A 20,988-nucleotide genomic window follows, 5' to 3' on the forward strand; every position below is an offset into this window, starting at 1 on the left:
TAAGGGCCGGAATACCCCGTTCGCTGTGCGGCGATCTGCCCCGCTCGTCTATTGGGGTTGCGGCAGCGACGTATCGGTCGCGGCCTCATCCGGCAGTTCCGCGTCGCGCTCCTGCCGCAGGCGCTCCATATAGGCATCCTCGATCGCCTCGACCCGCTCCTGCTCGGCAGCGGCATCCTCGTCGATCGTGGCGAGGCGTTCCTGACGCGCGGCCTCGATCAGCTGGGCGAAGCGCACCGAGGAGCCGTTCGCGCGGTCCGCATAGGCAGCTTCGATCATCGCCTGGGTACAGCCGGTTTCCGAACCCGCTCCGGCGGCGGAGCAGGACAGGATGCCGAAATCGCCGACGATATCGAGCCGTTCGACGCGCGAGGCCCAGGAATTGTTCGCCGGATTGTCGCTGTAGCGCAGGTTCTCGGGAATGCGGAAGCGGTCCGCTTCGGGCAGGCGCGCGACGACGACGATCTCGTCCCCGACCGGCTCGGGCGCGGCGTCCTCGCCATAGACGATGACCATATTGACCTTGTCGCCCGCCTCGTCCTGCGCGGCGGCGGGAAGCGCGACGAATGCGGCACTGGCGGCCAGAAGGGGTGCGGCAAGGCGGCGGATCATGGCGTTAGTCTCTCCAAAACAGATGCGCTTCGATAGAGGGGAAGCGCCGTGAACTGCGAATGAAGCGCGCGAAGGGGCGGCGCGGTTCCGGCTCAGATGCGCTCGGAAATCCTGATCGCGGCGCGGCACCCCAGCCTGATCAGCCCCGACAGCACCGGATAGGCGGGCGCACGTTCGGCCCCTGCGGCCAGCGCCGCATCGCGATGTTCGCGCTCGTCCTCGCGGAACTCCTCGATCATCGCCGAAAGCTCGGGCTCGTCGCCGGTTTCCGCCAGACGGTCGAGCTGCTGCGAATAATGCCGGTCGATCTCTTCCTCGACCGCGGCGGTGCAGGCCATCGCGGCTTCCGGGCCAAGCAGCGCCGTGCCCGCGCCGAGCGCATAGCCCGCGATCGACCAGAAGGGTTGCAGCGCGGTGGGCCTGACCCCGCGTTCGGCCATCATCGCATCGAAGCGGGCGCGGTGCCCCTCTTCCTGTTCGGCCATTCCGGCGATTTCCGCCGAATCCGGCCCGCGATTGCCCATCACGGCGAGCTGGCCCTTGTAGATGCGCGTGGCGCCGAATTCGCCCGCCTGGTCGACACGGATCATCCGTTCGATCTCGGGGCGCAGCGGGGGATGCTTCGATCTATCGTGCGACATTGCGTGCGCTCCGAACGAGAAGGACGAGAATTGCGAGCGCGCTCGCGGTCGAGATGAGGAAGTTCCAGCCCGCGAGCGAGATACCGAACAGGTCCCACGGCGCCTCGTCGCAGCGGATCATCGGCGCGTTCATGATCGCGTCGAGCGCGCTTGTGCCCTCGCTGGCGGCGATGGTGGCACAGCCGGTGATTCCCTCCCACCATTTGTACTCGACGCCCGCATGGAACAGGCCGATCAGGCCCGAGACCAGAATGGCGAGCGCGGCGAGCCCGGTCAGAAGCTTGCGCAAGGGCACAGCGAAGGACAGGAGCGCCAGCGCGATCGCCGCGAAATGGGGCCAGCGTTGCCACCAGCACATCTCGCACGGATGCATCCCGAAGACATATTCCGAAATATAGGCCCCGCCCAGCAACAGCGCCGGGACCGCCAGCGCGAGCAGCTGGGCCAGCTTCACCCGGCCGGGCACGGGGCGGACCGGCGCTGTCATGCTTGGCGCCATGGCTTCAATTTCGCTTCGCTGCGGGTTGGCGCGCCGCAGTCGCCATGGCGTTCGGCGTCGCCCGGCGCAGCGTATCGACCGCGTAATGCAGCTGGAAATCCTCGATCCCCTGCTCCTTCAACTCCTCGGCGGTCAATTTGAAGCGCGGATCGTCGCGCTTATCCGTTTCGAGCGCGGAATCCTCCAGCCCCAATTCGTTGACCAGATGGCCGCGCAGATCGGATTCGCGCATGATGAAGCGCGAGCGCTCGGCAAGGTCGGGATCGGACAGCTGCGGCACGGCGATATCCGGCTTGATCCCGCCTTCCTGCACCGAATGACCCGAGGGCGTGTAATAGCGCGCCGTCGTCAGCTTGAGCGCGGCATCGCTGCCGAGCGGGAGGAGCGACTGGACGCTGCCCTTGCCGAAGCTGCGATCGCCCATGACGACCGCGCGGCGATGATCCTGCAAGGCGCCCGCCACGATTTCGGAGGCGGAGGCCGAGCCCGCATCGATCAGGACCACGATCGGCACGCCCTTGGCGATATCGCCGCGGAACACGGTTTCGGCGTTGTAGACGATATTCTCGCCCCGCACGCGGCCACGCTGCGACACGATGCGGCCATCGTCGAGGAACAGGTCGGACAGCGCCACCGCCTCGTCCAGCGAACCGCCGGGATTGGAGCGCATGTCGAGCACGAGGCCGTTCAACCGCCCGCTCGCCTCCTGCTGCAACGCCTCCCACGAGGCGAGCACGTCGGCGCCGACATCGCGCGAGAATTCGTTGACCATGATGTGGCCGATATTCCCGTCCATCAATTCATGCGTCACCGGCTCCAGCTCGATCACACCGCGCGTCACGGTGACGTCGAAGGGCTGGTCGCGGCCCGGACGGAAGACGGTGAGGCGGATCGCCGTGCCGGCAGGCCCGCGCATCTGCGCCACGGCATCGTCCAGCTCGCCGCCATAGATCAGCTTGCCGTCGAGGTGGGTGATGAAATCGCCCGCCTTGATCCCGGCCTTGTCCGCCGGGCTGCCGCGGAAGGGCGAGATGATCTTGACCGCCCCGTCCTCCATGATGACCGACAGGCCGAGGCCCGAATAATTGCCGTCGATCATGGTTTCGAGCCGCTGGAGATCGGACCCGTCGAGATAGGCCGAATGCGGGTCGAGCGCGGTCAGCATCCCGTCGATCATGCCGTCGATCAGCGTCTGGTCGTCGACCTCGTCGACATAACTCGCCTTGATCCGCTGATAGACCGCGATGACCTTGGAAAACTCCGGCCCCGCGCGCCCTTCGACCTGGGCGAGCCCCGCCGTGGTGGCGGGAATCAGCGCAAGCGCGGTGACGAGCGCGGCGCTGCGGGCGAGTTCGGCGAATTTCATCTGGGTGCGGTCCAATCCTGTTTGCTGGCCATACTATCGCGCACCGGGCCTGAATACCAGATTAGGAACGATTAGCGGTTCGCGACCGCCGATGCCCGCTTCGCCCCTCCCCGGCGCTCACCCGATATGATCAAGCGGATTGACCGGATCGCCGCCGCGCCGCAATTCGAGCGTCACGGTGGGGTCGTCCATATCCGCGAGGCCCAGCGGTGATCCCGCGACCACGTCCTGCCCCACCCGCGTCACCAGATCGCCCAGCCCGGTGACGAGGCTGGTCCAGCCATTCGGGTGCTGGATGATGACGATGCGGCCGAATCCGCGATACGGCCCTGCGAAGACCACGCGGCCCGTTCCCGGCGCCACCACCTGCGCGCCGGGGCGCGGGACGAGCGAAAGCCCGCTGGCGCGCGCACCATCGGCGCTTACCGATCCAAAGGCGGCAGTCAGCCGCCCGTCGGTCGGCAGGCGATAATCGGATGGCGGCGCGGTGGCTGACGGGGTGGGCGAGGGAGCGTCCTCGATCGCGGGTGAAGACCGCGCGCCGGGATCGGCTGGCCGCAGGATTGGTCCCGGCAGGGCCGCGAGCCGGTCGCGCAGCGTGCCGATCTCGTCCAGCCGCTCGACCAGCCCGTCGAGATCGCGCGCCTGTTCGCCCAGCGCCAGCGCACGCAATTCCTCGCGATCCGCCGCGCCCCGCGCGCGCCTTGCGGCAAGGCGTTCGCGCTGCGCCATGGCGATCAGTTCGCTGCGCCGTTCGGCAAGGCCGCGTTCCGCGCGGCGACGCTCCGCCAGGGCCGTTCGCGCCTCGTTTTGCAGGGCCAGCGAGCGATCGAGTTCGGCGCGCAGTTCTGCCGTGCCTTCGCGCACGAGCGGCACCGTGCTGTCCAACACCGCGCCGAGATAGACCGTGTCGCGCAGCGATCCCGGCGCCAGCACGCTGAGCGAAAGAGGGCGCCGCACCAGCATCTGAAGCGCGCCGGTAAGCCGCACGATCGGCTCGCGCTGCTCGGCAAGCCGCAGGTCGAGCGCGCGCCGTTCGGACTGGACCAGCGCCAGCTCGGCTTCCGCGACCCCGATCCGCGCTTCGGCCTGCTGGACCCGCGCGGCAAGCGCGGCAGCCTCGGCCTGCGCCTTGGCGGAAGCCTGGCTGGCACTGGCGGCACGGGCGTCGAAACTGGCGGCGCGTTGTTGCGCTTGGGCAGCGCGGCGCTCGGCCCGCTCCAGCGCGCGCTGCGCTTCGGGGGCGTTGGCGAAGCGGGAGTCCAGCCCGCTCTGCGCCGTGATAGGGCCAGGCAGACCGGCGAGGCCGACCGCCCCGGCAAGACCGGCGAGAGGGATGGCAAGGGTGAGCCAGCGGCGCATCATGACGTCAGATGCCGCAATCTCAGTCGCGATGATAGGGGTGACCGGCGACGATGGTGGTCGCGCGGTACAATTGCTCAGCCAGCATGGCGCGCGCGAGCAGGTGCGGCCAGGTCGCCTTCCCGAACGCGAAAAGCAGGTCAGCTTCCTCGCGCTCCTCGCGCGAATGCCCGTCCGCCGCGCCCAGAACGAAACGCGCCTCGCGCACGCCTTCGTCGCGCCAGCGCTCCAAGACGCCCGCAAATTCGCGCGAGGTGAGGTCCTTGCCCCGCTCGTCGAGGAGGACAGTACGATGCGGGCTCAAAGGGTCGGGGATCTTGCCGCCCGTTTCGGGCAGTTCGGTTACTCGGATCGGCCAGGTGATCCGCTTCTCATACCGAGCCACCAGCTCCGCTTCAGGGGAGCGAGCGATCTTTCCGCGAGCGATGATATGCAGGAGCATTTCTGTATTTCGAACCGGCCTCCGCCGGTTCGTCCTTGGCGCTGTTCCTCCGCTGCGCTCCAGGCGCCTGCGGGCGGGCGGTCGCCCTTGCGCTTCGCTAGTCGCGAAGCGGGATCAAGCCAAGGAAAGCTTTGTTTTCTGCACGCCATCCGACGCGCAAAATCCTCGCGCCTACGGCGGTGCGGGCGCGCGGTCGCGCTTGCGGGCCCTGGCGGGTCCGAGCTCCGCGACCAAGCCAAGATGTTTTGACGGGATCGGTCCGCGACCAGCGGGCCGCAAGGCCAAGCGGCCGCCCCGCAGGTGCCCCGAAGCGAAGCGAAGGGAATAGCACCGAGGACGCTCGCGCGGAGGCGCGAGCGAAAGGCAAACTACGCCCGCCCGGCAACGGGCGGCGCGTCGCCGAAGGCCCACATGCGTTCGAGATTGTAGAAGCTGCGCACTTCGGGGCGGAACAGGTGCACCACCACGTCGCCCGCATCGAGCAGAACCCAGTCGGCGGCGGGCAGGCCTTCCAGCTTCACCGGGCCAAAACCCGCCTGCTTGACCTTTTCCGCCAGCTTGGTGGCGATCGCGGCGACCTGGCGCGTCGAGCGGCCCGAGGCGATCACCATGTAATCGGCGATCGAGCTTTTGCCTTCGAGGTCGATGGTGACGACATCCTGCGCCTGATCGTCGTCGAGATGCGAGAGGACGAGATCGAGCAGCGCGCTCTTGTCGGTGGATTCAGGGCCGCTCATCGCAAGGGCCTGGGCGCTTGCGTCGGTCGCGGAAGGGGGTTGGACTTGCGGCATGAAGGGATGTCGTATTCCTCGAAATGGGAGATTGCGGAAAATTGAAACGGGCGCGTCACGGGTGCGCGGCCTTCCCGCGAGCGATGTCTGCGGGAATCGGACGATGGGTCAGACGATCGCGCATCTGCCCATATCCGGCGTATCCGGCGGCCCCAGCGTCGCGCGCCGCCCAATCGGGATCGGCGCGGCGAAGGGCCGTCGCCGAACGATGGTCAGGGTCGAAACGCAGGATCACCAGTGCCGGAGCGCTCCATCGGGACCTGTTCGCGAAACCGGCGGCGGGTATGCGATAACGCCGCAGCCAGGCCATCGCGGGGCTCGCGAAGGCAGCGCCATCATAGCCCGGACGCGCGATCACCGCAATCGGCATCGTCCGCGCGATGCGGCGCCAGTCACGCCAGCGGTGGAACTGGGCCAGATTGTCCGACCCCATCAGCCACACGAATTCGCGTTTGGGATAGCGGCGCACCAGCCTAGCCAGGGTATCGACAGTATAGCGCGTCCCCAGCTCCCGCTCGATCGCGGTGGGGCGGATCGGTGCGCGGCGCGCCTGCCGCACCGCCGAGGCGTAGCGCGCGGCGAGCGGCGCCATCCCCTCTTTCGGTTTCAGCGGATTGCCGGGCGACACCAGCCACCACACCTCGTCGAGCCCCAAGGCGTGCGCCGCGAACAGGGAGATGCGGCGATGGCCGCCATGGCCCGGGTTGAAGCTGCCGCCCAACAGGCCGATCCGGGGTAGAGCCTTGCGCGGGCGATCGGTGCTGGGAGAAGCGTTGGGAAGCATCCGGGCCTGTTACCACCGGCCTCGATCGATGTCAGTGGCGGGCAAAAACACGGCGAAAAGCGTGGAATCACGATTCGTTCCCACAATTTTCGCAAATTTTTCGGGAACGAAAACGCTTCGTCCCGCGAACCTGTCGATTCGGCCATTTTCGGCGCCCTCGATTCGCAATCTTACGGATCGCCCGCTAGGGACGCCGCCGGATCGTACTTAAGACTACACAGGATGGGATCGCTTTGAACAGAAACGATACCGCTCGCGGTTGGTCGGAGCGCGTGCGCGCTCTATTCCCGGAACGCGAATTCTTCATGCGCTCGGACGGCCAGGTCCGCTTCGTCAAGATTTCCTCGCGCCTCCAAATGGGCGCCGCCGCGCTCGTCGGTGCCGCGCTGATTGGACTGACCGGCAGCGTCGGCGCGATGGCGTACAGCCAGTACGAGACGTCTGCCGAGCGCGCCGCGCTGATGACGCGCGCGGCGAAAGTCGCCGATTCGGAAGAACGCCTCGCCACTTATCGCGACGATATCGACACCGTCGCCGAGGATCTCGAACGCCGCCAGGCCTTTATCGAGGACATGGTCGCAGCCCTGCCGGAAGACGTGAAGGTGTCCGACCTGAACGCTCGGGACGGCAAGGCGGTCGCCAGCGATACCGCCGAGACGCAGGCCATGGTCGGCAAGGTCAGCGCCGCGATCCCCGAAGCCGCGGCCCTCGCCCGGATCGAGGCGCGCCAGCTCGCCTTCGTCGACGGAATGACCCGCTTCGCCGAAGCCCGCTCGGCGCGCGCCGAAGCGGCGCTGCGCGAACTCGGCCTCAACCCCGCCACCGTGCTTCGCCAGGCCGAGCGCGAGGCGATGGGTGGTCCTCTCGAGAAATTCGCCAGCGCCAGCGGCGGTCCGATCGATCCGCGCTTCGAACGGCTGGGCCTTTCGCTCGCCCGCATGGGTGCGCTCGAACTGAGCCTCGATTCGGTGCCCCAGGTGATGCCCGCATCGGTCGTGCGCATGTCCTCGGGCTTCGGCTTCCGCCGCGATCCCTTCACCGGCGGCGGCGCGATGCATAGCGGGCTCGATTTCGCCGGGCCTATCGGCACGCCGATCCAGGCCGCCGCCAATGGAAGGGTCAGCTTCGTCGGCGTGAAGTCGGGATACGGAAACGTGGTCGAGATCGATCACGGCAACGGCCTCGTCACCCGCTACGCCCACCTGTCCGCCTTCGGCGTGAAGCGCGGTGCCGAAGTCGGCGCCGGCGATCGCATCGCGTCGATGGGCAGCACCGGGCGTTCCACCGGATCGCACCTGCATTTCGAGGTTCGCCTGAACGGGCGCGCCGTCAACCCCCGCACCTTCCTGGAGAGAGCCCCCGATGTTCTCGAAAAAGCCCGCAGCGACGCTACGAGCGCGCAGCAATAACGAGAGAGCCATGACCCCCCGCAACGGCAATTCCACCTTCTCGGTGCTCGGCACCGATATCTCCGTGCACGGCAACATCACCGCCTCCGCCGACCTTCACGTCGACGGCAATGTGGAAGGCGACATCGCCTGTTCCGCGCTGGTCCAGGGCGAAGGCAGCACGATAAACGGCGGCGTCACGGCGGAAACCGCGCGTCTGGCGGGCCGCGTGACCGGATCGATCACCGCGCGCGAACTCACGATCCTCAAGACCGCCCGCATCGACGGCGACGTGCATTACGATGCGCTGACGATCGAACAGGGCGCGCAGGTCCAGGGGCGCTTCGCTCCGCGCGGTGAGGCAAAACCCGCCAAGCCTGCCAAGACCGAAGAGCCGAAGCTGGCGGTCGCCAACTGAGATGATTTCGGCGAGGGGAGCGGGCCTCCCCTCGTTACGTCAGCGCCACGTCAGCCGGGCAGAACCTCGGCGCGCAGCGCCTTGCGGTCGAGTTTGCCGATCATCGTCTTGGGCAGATCGTCGCGCAGCACCACGCGGCTGACACGCTCGTGCTTGCCGATACGGCCGTTGAGCCAGGCGGCGAGCTCCTCGCCCGTCGCGCTTTCGCCTTCGTTGAGCACTGCATAGGCTGCGGGCACTTCGCCGCGATACTCGTCGGGAACGCCGATCACGAGCACTTCCTTGATCGCGGGATGCTGCAACAGCACGTGCTCGACCTGGCTCGGGAAGACCTTGAAGCCGCCCACCGCGATCATGTCCTTGATCCGGTCGACGATGGCGAGGAAACCCTCTTCGTCGATCGTGGCGACATCGCCGGTCCGCAGCCAATCTTCGCCGTTGAAGCGCGCGAAGGCGTCGGCCTGGGTCTCGGGCTTGTTCCAGTACCCGCACATCACCTGCGGGCCGCGCACGGCCAGTTCGCCCGGCTCGCCATCGGGCGCGAGGCGGGTCGGGTCTTCCTTGTCGAGCAGCAGGATCTGCGTCGCCGGAATCGGCTGGCCGATCGTGCCGGGCTTGCGCATCCCTTCATAGGGATTGGTCGAGACGACGCCCGCGCTTTCGGTGAGGCCGTATCCTTCGACCAGCCGCACGCCGGTCCCCTTCTCGAACTTCTCGCGCACCGGTGCGGGCAACGGCGCGCCGCCCGAAATACAGATGCGGAGCGAGGAGAAATCGGTCTTCGCGAAATCGGGGTGGTCGAGCAGCGCCTGGAACATCGTCGGCACACCCGGAAAGGCGCGCGGGCGGCTGTTGGTGATCGTCTTCAGCACCTGCCCCGCATCGAAGCGCGGCAGCATCACGATCCGCCCGCCCTTCACCACCGTACGGTTCAGCACGCAGGTGTTGGCGAAGACGTGGAACAGCGGCAGGGCGCCCAGCACGCTGTCCGGCTCGTTTGGATCGAACGGGTCGATCATGTCGACCTGGATCGCGTTGCTGGCGAGATTGGCGTGGCTCAGCATCGCGCCCTTGGGCGTGCCGGTCGTACCCCCGGTATATTGCAGCAGAGCGAGATCGTCGGCGGAGAGATCGGGCAAGTCTGGCTCTTTGCCATCCAGCCAAATCGCCCAATTCCACTCGAGAAGAACATCGCTCCAAAGGCTGACATCGGGCCGCGAGGGCACCGAGGCGATCTGCTTGCGGCCGAGCGTGCGCAGCGCCAGGCTTTTCAATTTCGGGAGCGCATCGGCCAGCCGGGTGACGACCAAGGTTTCCAGCGAGGAGCGGTCCAGCACCTCCACTGCGGTCGGCAGCAGCATCGGCGAATCAAGCGTTACCAAGAGGCGCGTGCCCGAATCCTCAACCTGCGCGGCCAGTTCCTCCGCCGTGTAGAGCGGCGAGAAATTGACCACCACCGCGCCCGCCATCATCGCCCCGTAATAGGCGGCGACATAGGCGGGCACATTCGGCAGAAACAGGCCGACGCGATCCTTCGGCGCGATCCCGCGTTCGATCAGCCCGGCGGCGAAGCGGCGCGCCTCGGCATAGAGTTCGCGATAAGTGAAATCGCGGCCCATGAATTCGGCAAGAACCGCGTTCGGGATCGCCTGCGCCTGCCGCTCGAAGATCGCAGGCAAAGGCTCGGCATGGATCGCGCTGTTCCAGGGATGCGCGTGGCCGTAATCGGCGGAGGGGAGCGGGTAGCGCTTATTGACAGACATGTCAGTAGCATGGCGCATTCCGACGCTCGCTGACAAGGAAAAAGGTGGCAAACGAAAAGGGCGGAAAAGCGCCCCCGCCTTTCCGCCCCTCATCGATCTTCAGAACGAAGGCGTCAGCCCTCGCCTTCGGCCTCGCTCGCGCGCTTGTTTTCGAGCCAGGCGGCGGCTTCCGCTTCCTGCGCGGCTTCGGCGGCTGCCTTCTGTTCCTCGGCGCGTTCGGCACGCAATTCCTCGATCAGGCGCTCGCGATCACTGGTGCCTTCGGTGGAGGCGGGCGCGACGGTCTCGGCCTCGTCCCCTTCCTCGCTCGCGACCTTCTTGGCCGCCTTGGCGACGACCGCGTCCAATTCGCGTTGCGAACACAGGCCCAGCGTCACCGGATCCTTGGGCTGGATGTTCTGGATGTTCCAGTGCGTGCGATCGCGAATCGCGCCGATCGTGGTGCGGGTCGTCCCGATCAGCTTGCCGATCTGCGCGTCCGAAATCTCCGGGTGGTTGCGCAGCAGCCAGGCGATGCCGTCAGGCTTGTCCTGCCGCTTCGACACGGGCGTGTAGCGCGGGCCCTTGGTGCGGCTGACCGCGACGGGCGCGCGCTGCATCTTGAGCGCATAGCTGCTGTCCGCCTGGCCCTTCTCGATCTCACCCTGCGTCAATTCGCCGGCATGGACCGGATCGCGCCCGGTGTATTTCGCGCCTGCCAGATCGTCCGCCATGGCCTGGACTTCGAGGATGTGCAGGCCGCAGAATTCCGCGATCTGTTCGAAGCTGAGGCCGGTGTTGTCGACCAGCCAGGTGGCGGTCGCATGCGGCATGAGGGGCTTGGGTTGGTCGGCCATTTTCGGCGCCTTTTCTGATGACCTGAAATAGGAAGGGCCGCCCCTTGCGGAGCGGCCACTGCCCCTATCATGTAGGCCGAACCGTCCCCGTCCGCAAGCGCGGCGTGCTCCGGGGGAGCGGAAGCGGGGTTCAGGCCGTCGCCGATTGATCGGCCGACTGGTCGAGCGGCGCCAGCCCGGCGAGGAATTGCGCGGTCGCCGCCTCCCAGCTGAAGCTCGCCCCGTAGCGCGCGCAATCCCTGCGGTCGCAGAACAGCGCGGCGGAGATGGCCCGGTCGAGATTGTCGGCCAGCGCGCCGACCGCGTCGGTCACGATGTCGCGCGGGCCGGGGACGGGGAAGGCCGCGACCGGCGTGCCGCAGGCGAGCGCTTCGATCATGACCAGGCCGAACGTGTCGGTCCGGCTGGGGAAGACGAAGACATCCGCTCCGGCATAGCATCCCGCCAGCGCGCGTCCGCTACGCCGCCCGAGGAAATGCGCGTGCGGGTAACGGGCGCGCAGGGTTTCGAGGGCGGGCCCGTCTCCTACCACCACCTTGCTCCCCGGATAGGTGCCGGCGAGAAAGGCTTCGAGATTCTTCTCCGGCGCGACTCGCCCGACATAGAGCTGGATCGGCCCTTCCAGCGCGGCGAATTCCGGCGGGGGCGGCGCATCGGGAGTGAAGCAGGCGAGATCGACGCCGCGGCTCCAGCCGTGCAATTGGTCGAGCCCGTGGGCACGCAGCTCGTCCGCTATGCTTTCGGTCGCGACCAGGATGCGCTGGGCGGGGGCATGAAACCACCGGATATACCGCCAGAACCATGCGGCGGGCAGGCGCGTGCGCTGCGCCACGTAATCGGGGAACTGGGTGTGATAGGCCGTGGTGAAGCGCGTGCCACTGTCCACGCAATAGCGCCGCGCGGCGAGCCCCAGGGGCCCTTCGGTGGCGATGTGGATGGCATCGGGCGCGAAGGCGCGCAGGCTCTGCGCGACCGCACCGGGCGCGGCGAGGGCGAGGCGGATTTCGGGATAGGTCGGGCAGGGGAAGCTCGCGAACTGGTCGGGCGAGATCGTCAGGATTTCGTGGCCCTGCGCGCGCAACACGTCGCAGGTCGTGGTCAGCGTTCGGACCACGCCGTTCATCTGCGGCAGCCACGCATCGGTGACGATCGCGATGCGGCGCGGACCATGGGAAGACGCGTGTGATGGAAAGGCGGCCGAAGCGGTCGGTTCGATATTCGTCCTGCCCTCCACCCACAGGCGCGTGGGTGCGTTCACGCCGCTTCCCGCGATGCGGCAGATTCCTCCACTGACGCAGATTCCGACGCCGATTCCGGCACCGGGGCCGCATCGCGCTGCGCCACCTCTTCGGCCCAGTGGAGGATTTCCATCCGCCCGTCGAAATGTTCGACCAGCGCGTTGCACCCTTCGACCCAGTCGCCGTCGTTGTAATACTGGACGGTCTCGCCCTCGTGCTGGAAATCGCGCATGTCGGCGGTGTGGATATGGCCGCAGACCACGCCGTCCACGCCGCGCTCGCCCGCCGCCCGTGCCACCACCTCCTCGTATTTGGAGATGAATTCGACCGCGTTCTTGACCTTGTGCTTGGCCGCTTTCGACAAGGACCAATAGGGCAGGCCGAAGCGGCGGCGGATCGCGTTGACCCACAGGTTCAGACCCATCGCCGCGTGATAGAGCGCGTCGCCGAAGAAGGCGAGCCAGCGATGGGCGAGCATGATCGTGTCGAATTCGTCGCCATGCAGCACCATCAGGCGCCGCCCGTCCGCCGTGTCATGGAAGGCGGCGCGCGCGATCTCCACACCACCGAAATTCATGCCCGCGAAGGGGCGCACCATCTCATCGTGATTGCCGGGGATATAGACGATCCGCGTACCGCGCTTGGCACGCTTGAGGATGCGCCAGACGATGTCGTTGTGCGAGGCGGGCCAATAGACCTTCTTCTTCAGCCGCCACCCGTCGATGATGTCGCCGACCAGATACATCGTCTCGCTGTCGGTATGGTCGAGGAAGTCGATCAGCAGGTTCGCATTGCACCCCTTGGTGCCGAGATGGACGTCGCTGATCCAGATCGTGCGGAATTTGCGCCTTTCGCCGATCACGCGTTCGGGCACGGCGGGCTGTATCGCCGGAAAGCTGGCGATATTCGCCCCCAGAGCGGCGAATTTTTCGATGTCCCCAGGCAGGTCTTTCTTGGGCAGTTCGGTCACGGCGTGTCTCCCACCATTCGGGAGCAAGCCTAGCGCGGCAATGTTACAGGCGAACCGCAGTCACGTGACCGAACCGGGACATTGCTTCATTTGGGCGTCGATCTGGCGTCAGTCCGCCGCGACCTTCAGCACGATCTTGCCGATATGATCGCCCGCCTCCATCCGCCGGTGCGCATCCGCCGCGCGGGCGAGCGGGAAGGTCTCGTCCATGATCGGACGGATGGTGCCGTCCTCGAACAGCGGCCAGGCATGGTTGTGGATCTCGTCGGCCAGAAGAGCCTTGAATTCGTCCGAACGCGGGCGGAGCGTCGATCCGGTCATCGTCTGGCGGCGGCTCATCAGTTTGGCCATGTTGATCTCGGCCTTGATCCCGCCGAGCACCGCGATGGTGACGTGCCGCCCGTCTTCGGCCAGGCAATCGAGATTACGCTGCACGTAATCGCCCGACACCATGTCGAGGATCACGTCCGCGCCGCGCCCTTCGGTGGCCTTGCGCACCGCCTCGACGAAATCCTGCGTCTTGTAATTGATCGCGAGATCGGCGCCGATCTCGCGCGCTTCGGCGCATTTTTCGTCGCTGCCTGCGGTCGTCAACACGGTGAGGCCGAATTCCTTGGCCAGCATGATCGCCATCGTGCCGATCCCGCTGGTCCCGCCATGGACCAGCAGAGTCTCGCCATCGCGCGCCCAGCCGCGTTCGAAGACATTGTGCCACACGGTGAACAGCGTTTCGGGGATCGCCGCCGCCTCGTCCATCGGCATCCGATCGGGCACGTGCAGGCAATGGCCCGAATGGGCGAGGCAGTATTCGGCATAGCCCCCGCCCGAAACCAGGGCGCAGACCGGCTGGTTCAGCATTTCGGGCGGCGCGCCTTCTCCGATCGCGACCACCGTGCCCGACACTTCCAGACCGGGCAGAGGCGAAGCACCCGGAGGGGGCGGATAGAGGCCCTGGCGCTGGATCACGTCCGGCCGGTTGACGCCTGCATGGCTGACCTTGATCAGCACTTGGTTGGCGCCGGGTTCGGGCACCGGACAGTCCTTCGCCACCAGCACATCGGGACCGCCGGGTTCGTCGAACCCGATGGCGGTCATCCGTTCGGGTAGGCTCGCAACCATCGCTATCCCCATTTCTGCAACTTCTCGCCCCGGCGCCTTCGTCTATCGCGCGATTCGTTTGACAGCAACCGGCCTTGCTTGCGAGAATGGGGACCGATGGACGAAGACGACCGGCCCCGACGCGCAGGCGACGCCGCCTCTTTGCTGGCGAAGGAGGACCTCGCGCCCTATTCGCAGGGCGAGCTGGCCGAGCGGATCGCACTCCTCGAAGCCGAGATCGCCCGCGTGCGCCGCCACAGCGCCCATGCCGAGGCGCATCGCGCCGCCGCCGACGCGCTGTTCGGCAAAAAGGATTGAGCGGGAGCGATGCGGGGCCTCACAATCGCCGCAATGCTTCCCATATTCCATCGACGATACAGCCGCGGCTCATCCGCGCCGTGTAGACTGTCCTTCCCGCCTTTTCCGGCGGAAAACCCAGCGAAAGACCCCTGAATGCCCAGTTTCGCCCAAAACCTCGAAAAGACCCTTCACCAGGCTCTGGCCGATGCGTCCGAGCGGCGGCACGAATACGCCACGCTCGAACATCTGCTGCTGGCGCTGATCGACGACGAGGACGCGGCGCAGGTCATGAATGCCTGCGGAGTCGACCTGTCCGAACTGACCGCGGTGGTGCGGCAATATCTCGAACAGGAATACCAGTCGCTGCGCAGCGACGACGACGATGCCGATCCCCAGCCGACCGCCGGATTCCAGCGCGTGGTCCAGCGCGCGATCCTGCACGTCCAGTCTTCGGGCAAGGACACGGTGACCGGCGCGAACGTGCTGGTCGCGCTGTTTTCCGAACGCGACAGCTACGCCGTCTATTTCCTCCAGCAACAGGATATGAGCCGGCTGGATGCGGTCAGCTTCATCAGCCACGGCATCGGCAAGGGCGGGCGCCCGGGCGAGGTCCGCACGCCGCAGGGCAGCGCGGAAGACGCCGCACCCGAGGCGGAGGCCGAGAAGGGCAAGGACGCCAAGAAGGAAACCGCGCTCGACCAGTTCACCGTCGATCTCAACAAGAAGGCGGAAAGCGGCAAGGTCGATCCCTTGATCGGTCGCGGGCCGGAGGTCGACCGGACGATCCAGATCCTGTGCCGCCGCAGCAAGAACAACCCGCTCTATGTCGGCGATCCCGGCGTCGGCAAGACCGCGATCGCGGAAGGGCTGGCGCGCAAGATCGTGGAAGGCGAAGTGCCCGAGGTGCTGTCCGAGGCCGTGATCTATTCGCTCGACATGGGCGCGCTGCTCGCCGGAACGCGCTATCGCGGCGATTTCGAGGAACGCTTGAAGCAGGTCGTTACCGAACTCGAAGGGATGCCGCACGCGATCCTGTTCATCGACGAGATCCACACCGTGATCGGCGCGGGCGCGACCAGCGGCGGGGCGATGGATGCGTCGAACCTCTTGAAGCCAGCTCTGTCGAGCGGCGCGATCCGCTGCATCGGCTCGACCACCTACAAGGAATTCCGCAACCACTTCGAAAAGGACCGCGCCCTGCTGCGCCGGTTCCAGAAGATCGACGTGAACGAGCCCACGGTCGAGGATACGATCAAGATCCTGAAGGGCCTCAAGACCGCGTTCCAGGATCACCACAAGGTGACCTACACCGCCGACGCGCTGAAGACGGCGGTGGAACTGAGCGCGCGCTACATCAACGACCGCAAATTGCCCGACAAGGCGATCGACGTGATCGACGAGGTCGGCGCGATGCAGATGCTCGTGCCGCCCAGCCGTCGCAAGAAGAAGATCACCAGCCGCGAGATCGAGGCGGTGATCGCGACGATGGCGCGCATCCCCCCGAAATCGGTTTCGAAGGACGACAAGAAGGCGCTCGAAAATCTCGAACGCGATCTGAAGCATGTCGTGTTCGGGCAGGATTCGGCGGTGCATCGCCTGTCGACCGCGATGAAGTTGAGCCGCGCAGGGCTTCGCGATCCCGACAAGCCGATCGGCTCGTTCCTGTTTTCCGGCCCCACCGGCGTCGGCAAGACCGAGGTCGCGCGCCAGCTCGCCTCGATCATGGGCATCGAGCTGAAGCGGTTCGATATGTCCGAATATATGGAGCGGCACAGCGTGTCGCGCCTGATCGGCGCGCCTCCGGGCTATGTCGGCTACGACCAGGGCGGATTGCTGACCGACGCGGTCGATCAGAACCCGCATTGCGTCCTGCTGCTGGACGAGATCGAGAAGGCGCACCCGGACCTCTTCAACATCCTGTTGCAGGTGATGGATAATGGCCGCCTGACCGATCATCACGGCAAGACGGTCGATTTCCGCAATGTCGTACTGATCATGACGACCAATGCGGGCGCCGCCGACATGGCGCGCAGCGGGATTGGCTTCGGCGACGTTTCGAAGGAGGATGCGAGCGAGGAAGCGGTGAAGCGGATGTTCACGCCCGAATTCCGCAACCGCCTCGATGCGATCGTGCCCTTCGCCTATCTCGGCAAGGACACGGTGGGCCGCGTGGTCGACAAGTTCATCCTCCAGCTCGAATTGCAATTGTCCGAACAGAATGTCGATATCCAGTTCGACAAGGATTCGCGCGACTGGCTGGCCGACAAGGGCTATGACCGCCTCTATGGCGCGCGCCCGATGGGCCGCTTGATCCAGGACAAGATCAAGCAGCCGCTGGCCGAGGAATTGCTGTTCGGCAAGCTCGCCGATGGGGGCGAGGTCCAGGTCACGATCAAGGACGGCAAGCCCAGTTTCGAGCTGACGCCCGCTCCGCCCAAGGCGAAGAAAGTGGCGGCGAAGAAACCCGCCGCGAAGAAGAAAAAGGGTGCGTCGGCCAAACCTGCCGCAGATGCCAATGAGAGCGGAGACAGCGAAGCCTGATCGCCACAGCGACCGGCAAACCGCTCGCATGACGGGACAAAGCGGGGGTCGGCGTTTGTCGGCCCCCGTTTGCATTTGAACGGGTTTGCCGGGCCGTCCGGTTGCAGAGAACGCGCTGCCGTCTTAGGCCCCGGATACGCAATTGGGGGTGCGCGCATGTCGGTTCTGGAAGTCTCGAATCTCGTCAAACGCTTCGACGGCGTTCTGGCGGTGGACGATCTGTCCTTCTCGGTCGCGCCGGGGGAAATTTTCGGTTTTCTCGGCGGAAACGGCGCGGGCAAGACCACGACCCTGCGCATGGTGCTCGACATCATCCGCCCGACCTCGGGTAGCATCCAGGTGTTCGGCAGCGCGCCCGGCCGCCGCAACGCGCAGGCGATCGGCTTCCTTCCCGAAGAACGCGGCCTTTATGCCGGAATGAGCGCGATCGACACGATCGTCTATTTCGGGCGGCTGAAGGGCATGGATTCGACCGAAGCGCGCCGCCGCGGAATGGAATTGCTGTCCCGTTTCGACCTGGCCGACCGCGCCAAGAGCGATATCGGCGATATGTCCAAGGGCATGGCCCAGAAGGTCCAGCTAGCGACGTCGCTGGTCAACGATCCCGAACTGCTGATGCTCGACGAGCCGTTCTCCGGCCTCGATCCGGTCAATCAGGGCCTGCTCGAAAACGAGATCCTGCGCGCATCCGAACGCGGCGCGGCGGTGATCTTTTCGACTCACGTGATGCAGCACGCGGAGCGGCTGTGCGATCGGCTGCTGCTGCTGAAGAAGGGCAGCAAGCGTTTCGAAGGCACGCTGGAAGAGGCGCGCGCCGCCCTGCCTGCGCGGCTCGTCGCCTGCGCGAAGGAGGATCTGTCGCGCATTCCCGGCGTCGCGCGGGCGGCTTCGGGCGACGGTCTCGAGGATGGCTGGCACGACTGGACATTGCATCTCGAACCGGGCGTGCCCGCTGCCGACATCCTCGAATATTGCACCACTCACGGCATCGCGCTGCGCCGGTGGGACGAACATCAGGCCAGCCTGCATGACGTCTTCGTGAGGATGGTGGGCGAGGAACCCGCCCCGGCCCGCACCGAAAAGGAGATCGCGGCATGAACCGGGCCGCTTCGATGAACGGCATCCTCCTCGTCGCCGCGCGCGAGATTCGCCAGATCCTGAAGATGAAGAGCTTCTGGCTGACGCTGCTGATCCTGCCCGTGGCGCTCGCCATCGGTCCCCTTTTCGCCGAGACGCTGGAGGATGACGAGCCGACGCGGGTCGTCGTGGTGGACCGCTCGGGCGGGCAGACCGCCGATGCGCTCGAAGCGCGCTTCGCGGCCGAGGATGCGCAATGGCTGCTGCGCGACCTCTCGCGCTACGTCCAGCGCTACGATCTCGAAGCCGCCGACCCCCAGGCCCCCTGGGCGCAGCATGATCGCTGGTATACCGGCGCCGATATCGCCGCCTTTGAAGCAGCCGGCGGGCTCGATGCGGCGCTCGCGAAGATCGACGCGGTGCGCCCGGAAGGCGTGCCGGAATTCGAGCCCGACGCGCCCGATTACAGCTTCGAGCCTGCCCCGGCCGAACTCGCGAGCGCTCAGGGCGACGCGTTCGGCGAGGCGGCGCGCGCGCTGTTCGACGCGGATGACGACACCGCGCCCGAGATCGTGGTGCTGATCGGCGAGAGCTATCCCGCCGACCCGCGCATCCAGCTGTTCTCCGCCGACCAGCCGCGCGGCAGCTTCGTATCGACCATGCAGGAAGTCCTGACGGGCGATCTTCGCGCGCGCCTGCTCGCCAGCCAGGGCGTCTCGCGCGCCGACGCGGCGGCAGTGCAGAGCGCGGCCCCGGTGATCGCGGTCGACACTCCGCCCCCCGGCGGCGGCGCGCGCGAGACGCTGCTGGTGCGATCGATCGTGCCGCTCGCGCTCGCCTATATCCTGATGATGAGCCTGATGCTGTCGGGCAGCTGGATGTTGCAGGGTTCGGTCGAGGAGCGGTCGAACAAGCTGCTCGAATCCCTCCTCGCCTGCATCCGGCCCGAGGATCTGATGTATGGCAAGCTGCTCGGCTCGCTCAGCGTCGGATTGCTGATGATCCTCGTCTGGGGCGCGTGTGCGGGCGCGGCCGCCTATGCGACGCAGGGCGCCATATCGGACATGATCCGCCCTGCGCTGGAGCCGGTCTCCAGCCCCGGCATCATCGCTGCGATCCTGTTCTTCTTCATCGCGGGCTATATCCTGATCTCCGCTTTGTTCGTGGCGATCGGTGCGATGGTCGATTCGATGAGCGAGGCGCAGGGTTATCTAATGCCGGTGCTGCTCCTGATCCTGCTGCCGATCACCTTCCTGATCCAGGCGATCCTGGCGGGCAATTCGGGCTGGATGGTGCAGGTTCTGACCTGGGTGCCGTTATGGACGCCCTTCACCGTCATGGCGCGGCTGGGCATGGGCATCGAATGGTGGGAGATGGTCGGATCGGGCATTCTGCTCGCTGCGACGATCGTGCTGGAACTGGTCCTGATCGGCCGCCTGTTCCGCGCCAGCCTACTCTCAACCGGCCAGAAACCGAGCCTCAAGAAGATCGTCGAGCGGTTTCGCCGTACGCCTGCGTAACCGCCTGACGGGAACGGGTTGTTTGAGCGCGTAACTTCCTGACGGGAACGCGTTTCTCGTGCGCGCAACCTCCTGACGGGAACGCGTTTCTCGTGCGCGCAACCTCCTGACGGGAACGCTTGTGGGCCCCCGCGCTTGAATCGGGCATGTCCGCCCCCTTCTCGTGGATCAGGCCCGAACCGTGGGGCATTCATGTCGTTCCGGCGGACGCCTGGGTTGATCCTTCGCGCCCCGTCGAACGCGCGCTCGTCACCCACGGCCATGCCGATCACGCGCGCGGCGGGCATGGGCAGACCGTCGCCACGCCCGAAACGCTGGCGATCATGGAATTGCGCTATCGCACCGGGGCGCAGGACGAAGCGGGCGAGATTCCGCACAAGGCCGTCCCGGTCGAATATGGCGAGACGATCACCCTGCCCGGCGACGTGCAGGCGACCTATTTTCCCGCCGGCCACGTTCTCGGCAGCGCGCAGATCCTCTTGGAACACGCGGGCGAGCGGATCGTGTGCACCGGCGATTACAAGCGTCGCGCCGATCCGACCTGTCCACAATTCCAGGTCGTCCCCTGCGACATCTTCATCACCGAGGCGACCTTCGGCCTGCCGCTGTTCACCCACCCCCCGATCGCGGAGGAGATGGCGAAGCTGCTCGACCGGCTGGCCGCCCATCCCGATCGCTGCGTCCTCGTCGGGGCCTATGCGCTGGGCAAGGCGCAGCGGGTGATCGCCGAACTGCGCGCCGCCGGGCATCACGATCCGATCTATCTCCACGGCGCGATGGAGAAGATGTGCCGCTTATACGAGGAACACGGTGTCGATCTCGGCGAGCTGCGGCTGGTCGCGGATCATACCAAGGACGAGATGCGCGGCAGCGTGGTGGTCTCGCCGCCAAGCGCGCTCAACGACCGCTGGAGCCGCCGCCTGCCCGATCCGATCACCGCCATGGCGAGCGGCTGGATGCGCGTTCGCCAGCGCGCCCGCCAGCGCAATGTCGAACTGCCGCTGATAATCTCCGACCACGCCGATTGGGGCGAGCTGACGCGCACCATCGAAGAGGTCGACCCGGTCGAGACCTGGATCACCCACGGGCGCGAGGATGCGCTGCTGCGCTGGTGCCAGCTGCATCAAAGGCGGGCGCGGGCATTGGCCATGGTCGGATACGAGGACGAGGATGACTGAGGGTTCGCGCGGAGACAGGGAGACGCGGAGGGACTTTGTCTGCGCCGCGGGCGCTACCTGTCGTTTAGGCGCTCACGGGGGCACAGGGGGACAGAGAAAGCACCAAGTATTCTCCGTGCCTCTGTGCCTCTGTGAGCGTATATTTCTGAAAGCGCCTGCGGCGC

20 protein-coding genes are annotated in these 20,988 nt (G+C 66.4%); 7 read left to right on the top strand and 13 right to left on the bottom strand.

What is annotated here, in order from left to right:
* Positions 1 to 48 precede the first annotated feature (48 nt).
* The 8 genes from GRI47_RS11985 to GRI47_RS12020 all read right to left on the bottom strand — a co-directional run bounded on the left by GRI47_RS11985 (position 49) and on the right by GRI47_RS12020 (position 6,497).
* A complete protein-coding gene (locus GRI47_RS11985; RefSeq protein ID WP_160661615.1) occupies positions 49 to 612 on the bottom strand; it encodes a hypothetical protein in 564 nt (187 codons plus the stop codon).
* A gap of 92 nt (positions 613 to 704) precedes the next feature.
* Positions 705 to 1,253, bottom strand: a complete 549-nt coding sequence (locus GRI47_RS11990) for a demethoxyubiquinone hydroxylase family protein (protein WP_160661616.1) — start codon at positions 1,251 to 1,253, stop codon at positions 705 to 707.
* Positions 1,240 to 1,740: a disulfide bond formation protein B gene (locus GRI47_RS11995; protein ID WP_237452783.1), complete on the bottom strand. Its 501-nt coding sequence runs from the start codon at positions 1,738 to 1,740 to the stop codon at positions 1,240 to 1,242. The genes GRI47_RS11990 and GRI47_RS11995 overlap by 14 nt, the downstream gene beginning before the upstream one ends.
* 16 nt (positions 1,741 to 1,756) lie before the next feature.
* A complete protein-coding gene (locus GRI47_RS12000; protein ID WP_160661618.1) occupies positions 1,757 to 3,118 on the bottom strand; it encodes a S41 family peptidase in 1,362 nt (453 codons plus the stop codon).
* Positions 3,119 to 3,235: 117 nt separating this feature from the next.
* On the bottom strand, positions 3,236 to 4,483 hold the full coding sequence (locus tag GRI47_RS12005; RefSeq protein ID WP_160661619.1) for a murein hydrolase activator EnvC family protein: 1,248 nt from the start codon (positions 4,481 to 4,483) through the stop codon (positions 3,236 to 3,238).
* Between the two features lie 19 nt (positions 4,484 to 4,502).
* Positions 4,503 to 4,922 carry a 23S rRNA (pseudouridine(1915)-N(3))-methyltransferase RlmH gene (locus tag GRI47_RS12010; protein WP_160661620.1) on the bottom strand — a complete coding sequence of 140 codons (420 nt, stop codon included), beginning with the start codon at positions 4,920 to 4,922 and terminating at the stop codon, positions 4,503 to 4,505.
* 368 nt (positions 4,923 to 5,290) lie between these two features.
* Positions 5,291 to 5,659 carry a ribosome silencing factor gene (gene rsfS, locus GRI47_RS12015; protein WP_160661621.1) on the bottom strand — a complete coding sequence of 123 codons (369 nt, stop codon included), beginning with the start codon at positions 5,657 to 5,659 and terminating at the stop codon, positions 5,291 to 5,293.
* Positions 5,660 to 5,768: 109 nt separating this feature from the next.
* Positions 5,769 to 6,497: a nicotinate-nucleotide adenylyltransferase gene (locus GRI47_RS12020; RefSeq protein WP_160661622.1), complete on the bottom strand. Its 729-nt coding sequence runs from the start codon at positions 6,495 to 6,497 to the stop codon at positions 5,769 to 5,771.
* A gap of 272 nt (positions 6,498 to 6,769) precedes the next feature.
* Between GRI47_RS12020 and GRI47_RS12025 the strand changes: the two genes are divergently transcribed.
* Both GRI47_RS12025 and GRI47_RS12030 read left to right on the top strand, forming a co-directional pair.
* A complete protein-coding gene (locus GRI47_RS12025; protein ID WP_337190692.1) occupies positions 6,770 to 7,906 on the top strand; it encodes a M23 family metallopeptidase in 1,137 nt (378 codons plus the stop codon).
* A 10-nt stretch (positions 7,907 to 7,916) separates the two neighbouring features.
* Positions 7,917 to 8,303 carry a bactofilin family protein gene (locus GRI47_RS12030; RefSeq protein ID WP_160661623.1) on the top strand — a complete coding sequence of 129 codons (387 nt, stop codon included), beginning with the start codon at positions 7,917 to 7,919 and terminating at the stop codon, positions 8,301 to 8,303.
* Between the two features lie 50 nt (positions 8,304 to 8,353).
* Here GRI47_RS12030 and GRI47_RS12035 read toward each other — a convergent pair whose 3' ends face one another.
* From GRI47_RS12035 to GRI47_RS12055, 5 genes are all read right to left on the bottom strand, one after another.
* On the bottom strand, positions 8,354 to 10,066 hold the full coding sequence (locus tag GRI47_RS12035) for a long-chain-fatty-acid--CoA ligase (protein WP_160661624.1): 1,713 nt from the start codon (positions 10,064 to 10,066) through the stop codon (positions 8,354 to 8,356).
* Positions 10,067 to 10,179: 113 nt separating this feature from the next.
* Positions 10,180 to 10,902 (bottom strand): DUF1013 domain-containing protein, encoded by a 723-nt coding sequence (locus GRI47_RS12040; protein ID WP_160661625.1) that lies wholly within the window; start codon positions 10,900 to 10,902, stop codon positions 10,180 to 10,182.
* A 130-nt stretch (positions 10,903 to 11,032) separates the two neighbouring features.
* The gene (locus tag GRI47_RS12045) at positions 11,033 to 12,025 is read right to left on the bottom strand and encodes a glycosyltransferase family 4 protein (RefSeq protein ID WP_160661862.1); all 993 of its coding nucleotides are present in this window, start codon (positions 12,023 to 12,025) and stop codon (positions 11,033 to 11,035) included.
* 131 nt (positions 12,026 to 12,156) lie between these two features.
* The gene (locus GRI47_RS12050) at positions 12,157 to 13,101 is read right to left on the bottom strand and encodes a UDP-2,3-diacylglucosamine diphosphatase (RefSeq protein WP_160661863.1); all 945 of its coding nucleotides are present in this window, start codon (positions 13,099 to 13,101) and stop codon (positions 12,157 to 12,159) included.
* A 117-nt stretch (positions 13,102 to 13,218) separates the two neighbouring features.
* Positions 13,219 to 14,205 carry an NAD(P)H-quinone oxidoreductase gene (locus GRI47_RS12055; protein ID WP_237452784.1) on the bottom strand — a complete coding sequence of 329 codons (987 nt, stop codon included), beginning with the start codon at positions 14,203 to 14,205 and terminating at the stop codon, positions 13,219 to 13,221.
* A 120-nt stretch (positions 14,206 to 14,325) separates the two neighbouring features.
* Here GRI47_RS12055 and GRI47_RS12060 point away from each other — a divergent pair, with 120 nt between their 5' ends.
* The 5 genes from GRI47_RS12060 to GRI47_RS12080 all read left to right on the top strand — a co-directional run bounded on the left by GRI47_RS12060 (position 14,326) and on the right by GRI47_RS12080 (position 20,824).
* On the top strand, positions 14,326 to 14,526 hold the full coding sequence (locus GRI47_RS12060) for a DUF1192 family protein (protein WP_160661627.1): 201 nt from the start codon (positions 14,326 to 14,328) through the stop codon (positions 14,524 to 14,526).
* 135 nt (positions 14,527 to 14,661) lie between these two features.
* The gene (clpA, locus tag GRI47_RS12065; protein WP_160661628.1) at positions 14,662 to 17,049 is read left to right on the top strand and encodes an ATP-dependent Clp protease ATP-binding subunit ClpA; all 2,388 of its coding nucleotides are present in this window, start codon (positions 14,662 to 14,664) and stop codon (positions 17,047 to 17,049) included.
* Between the two features lie 156 nt (positions 17,050 to 17,205).
* Positions 17,206 to 18,147, top strand: a complete 942-nt coding sequence (locus GRI47_RS12070; protein ID WP_160661629.1) for an ABC transporter ATP-binding protein — start codon at positions 17,206 to 17,208, stop codon at positions 18,145 to 18,147.
* On the top strand, positions 18,144 to 19,646 hold the full coding sequence (locus tag GRI47_RS12075; protein WP_160661630.1) for an ABC transporter permease: 1,503 nt from the start codon (positions 18,144 to 18,146) through the stop codon (positions 19,644 to 19,646). Before GRI47_RS12070 ends, GRI47_RS12075 begins: the two co-directional genes overlap by 4 nt.
* A 146-nt stretch (positions 19,647 to 19,792) precedes the next feature.
* On the top strand, positions 19,793 to 20,824 hold the full coding sequence (locus GRI47_RS12080) for a ligase-associated DNA damage response exonuclease (RefSeq protein WP_160661631.1): 1,032 nt from the start codon (positions 19,793 to 19,795) through the stop codon (positions 20,822 to 20,824).
* Positions 20,825 to 20,988 lie beyond the last annotated feature (164 nt).

It is taken from the genome of Qipengyuania pelagi (assembly GCF_009827295.1).
GTDB lineage: Bacteria > Pseudomonadota > Alphaproteobacteria > Sphingomonadales > Sphingomonadaceae > Qipengyuania > Qipengyuania pelagi.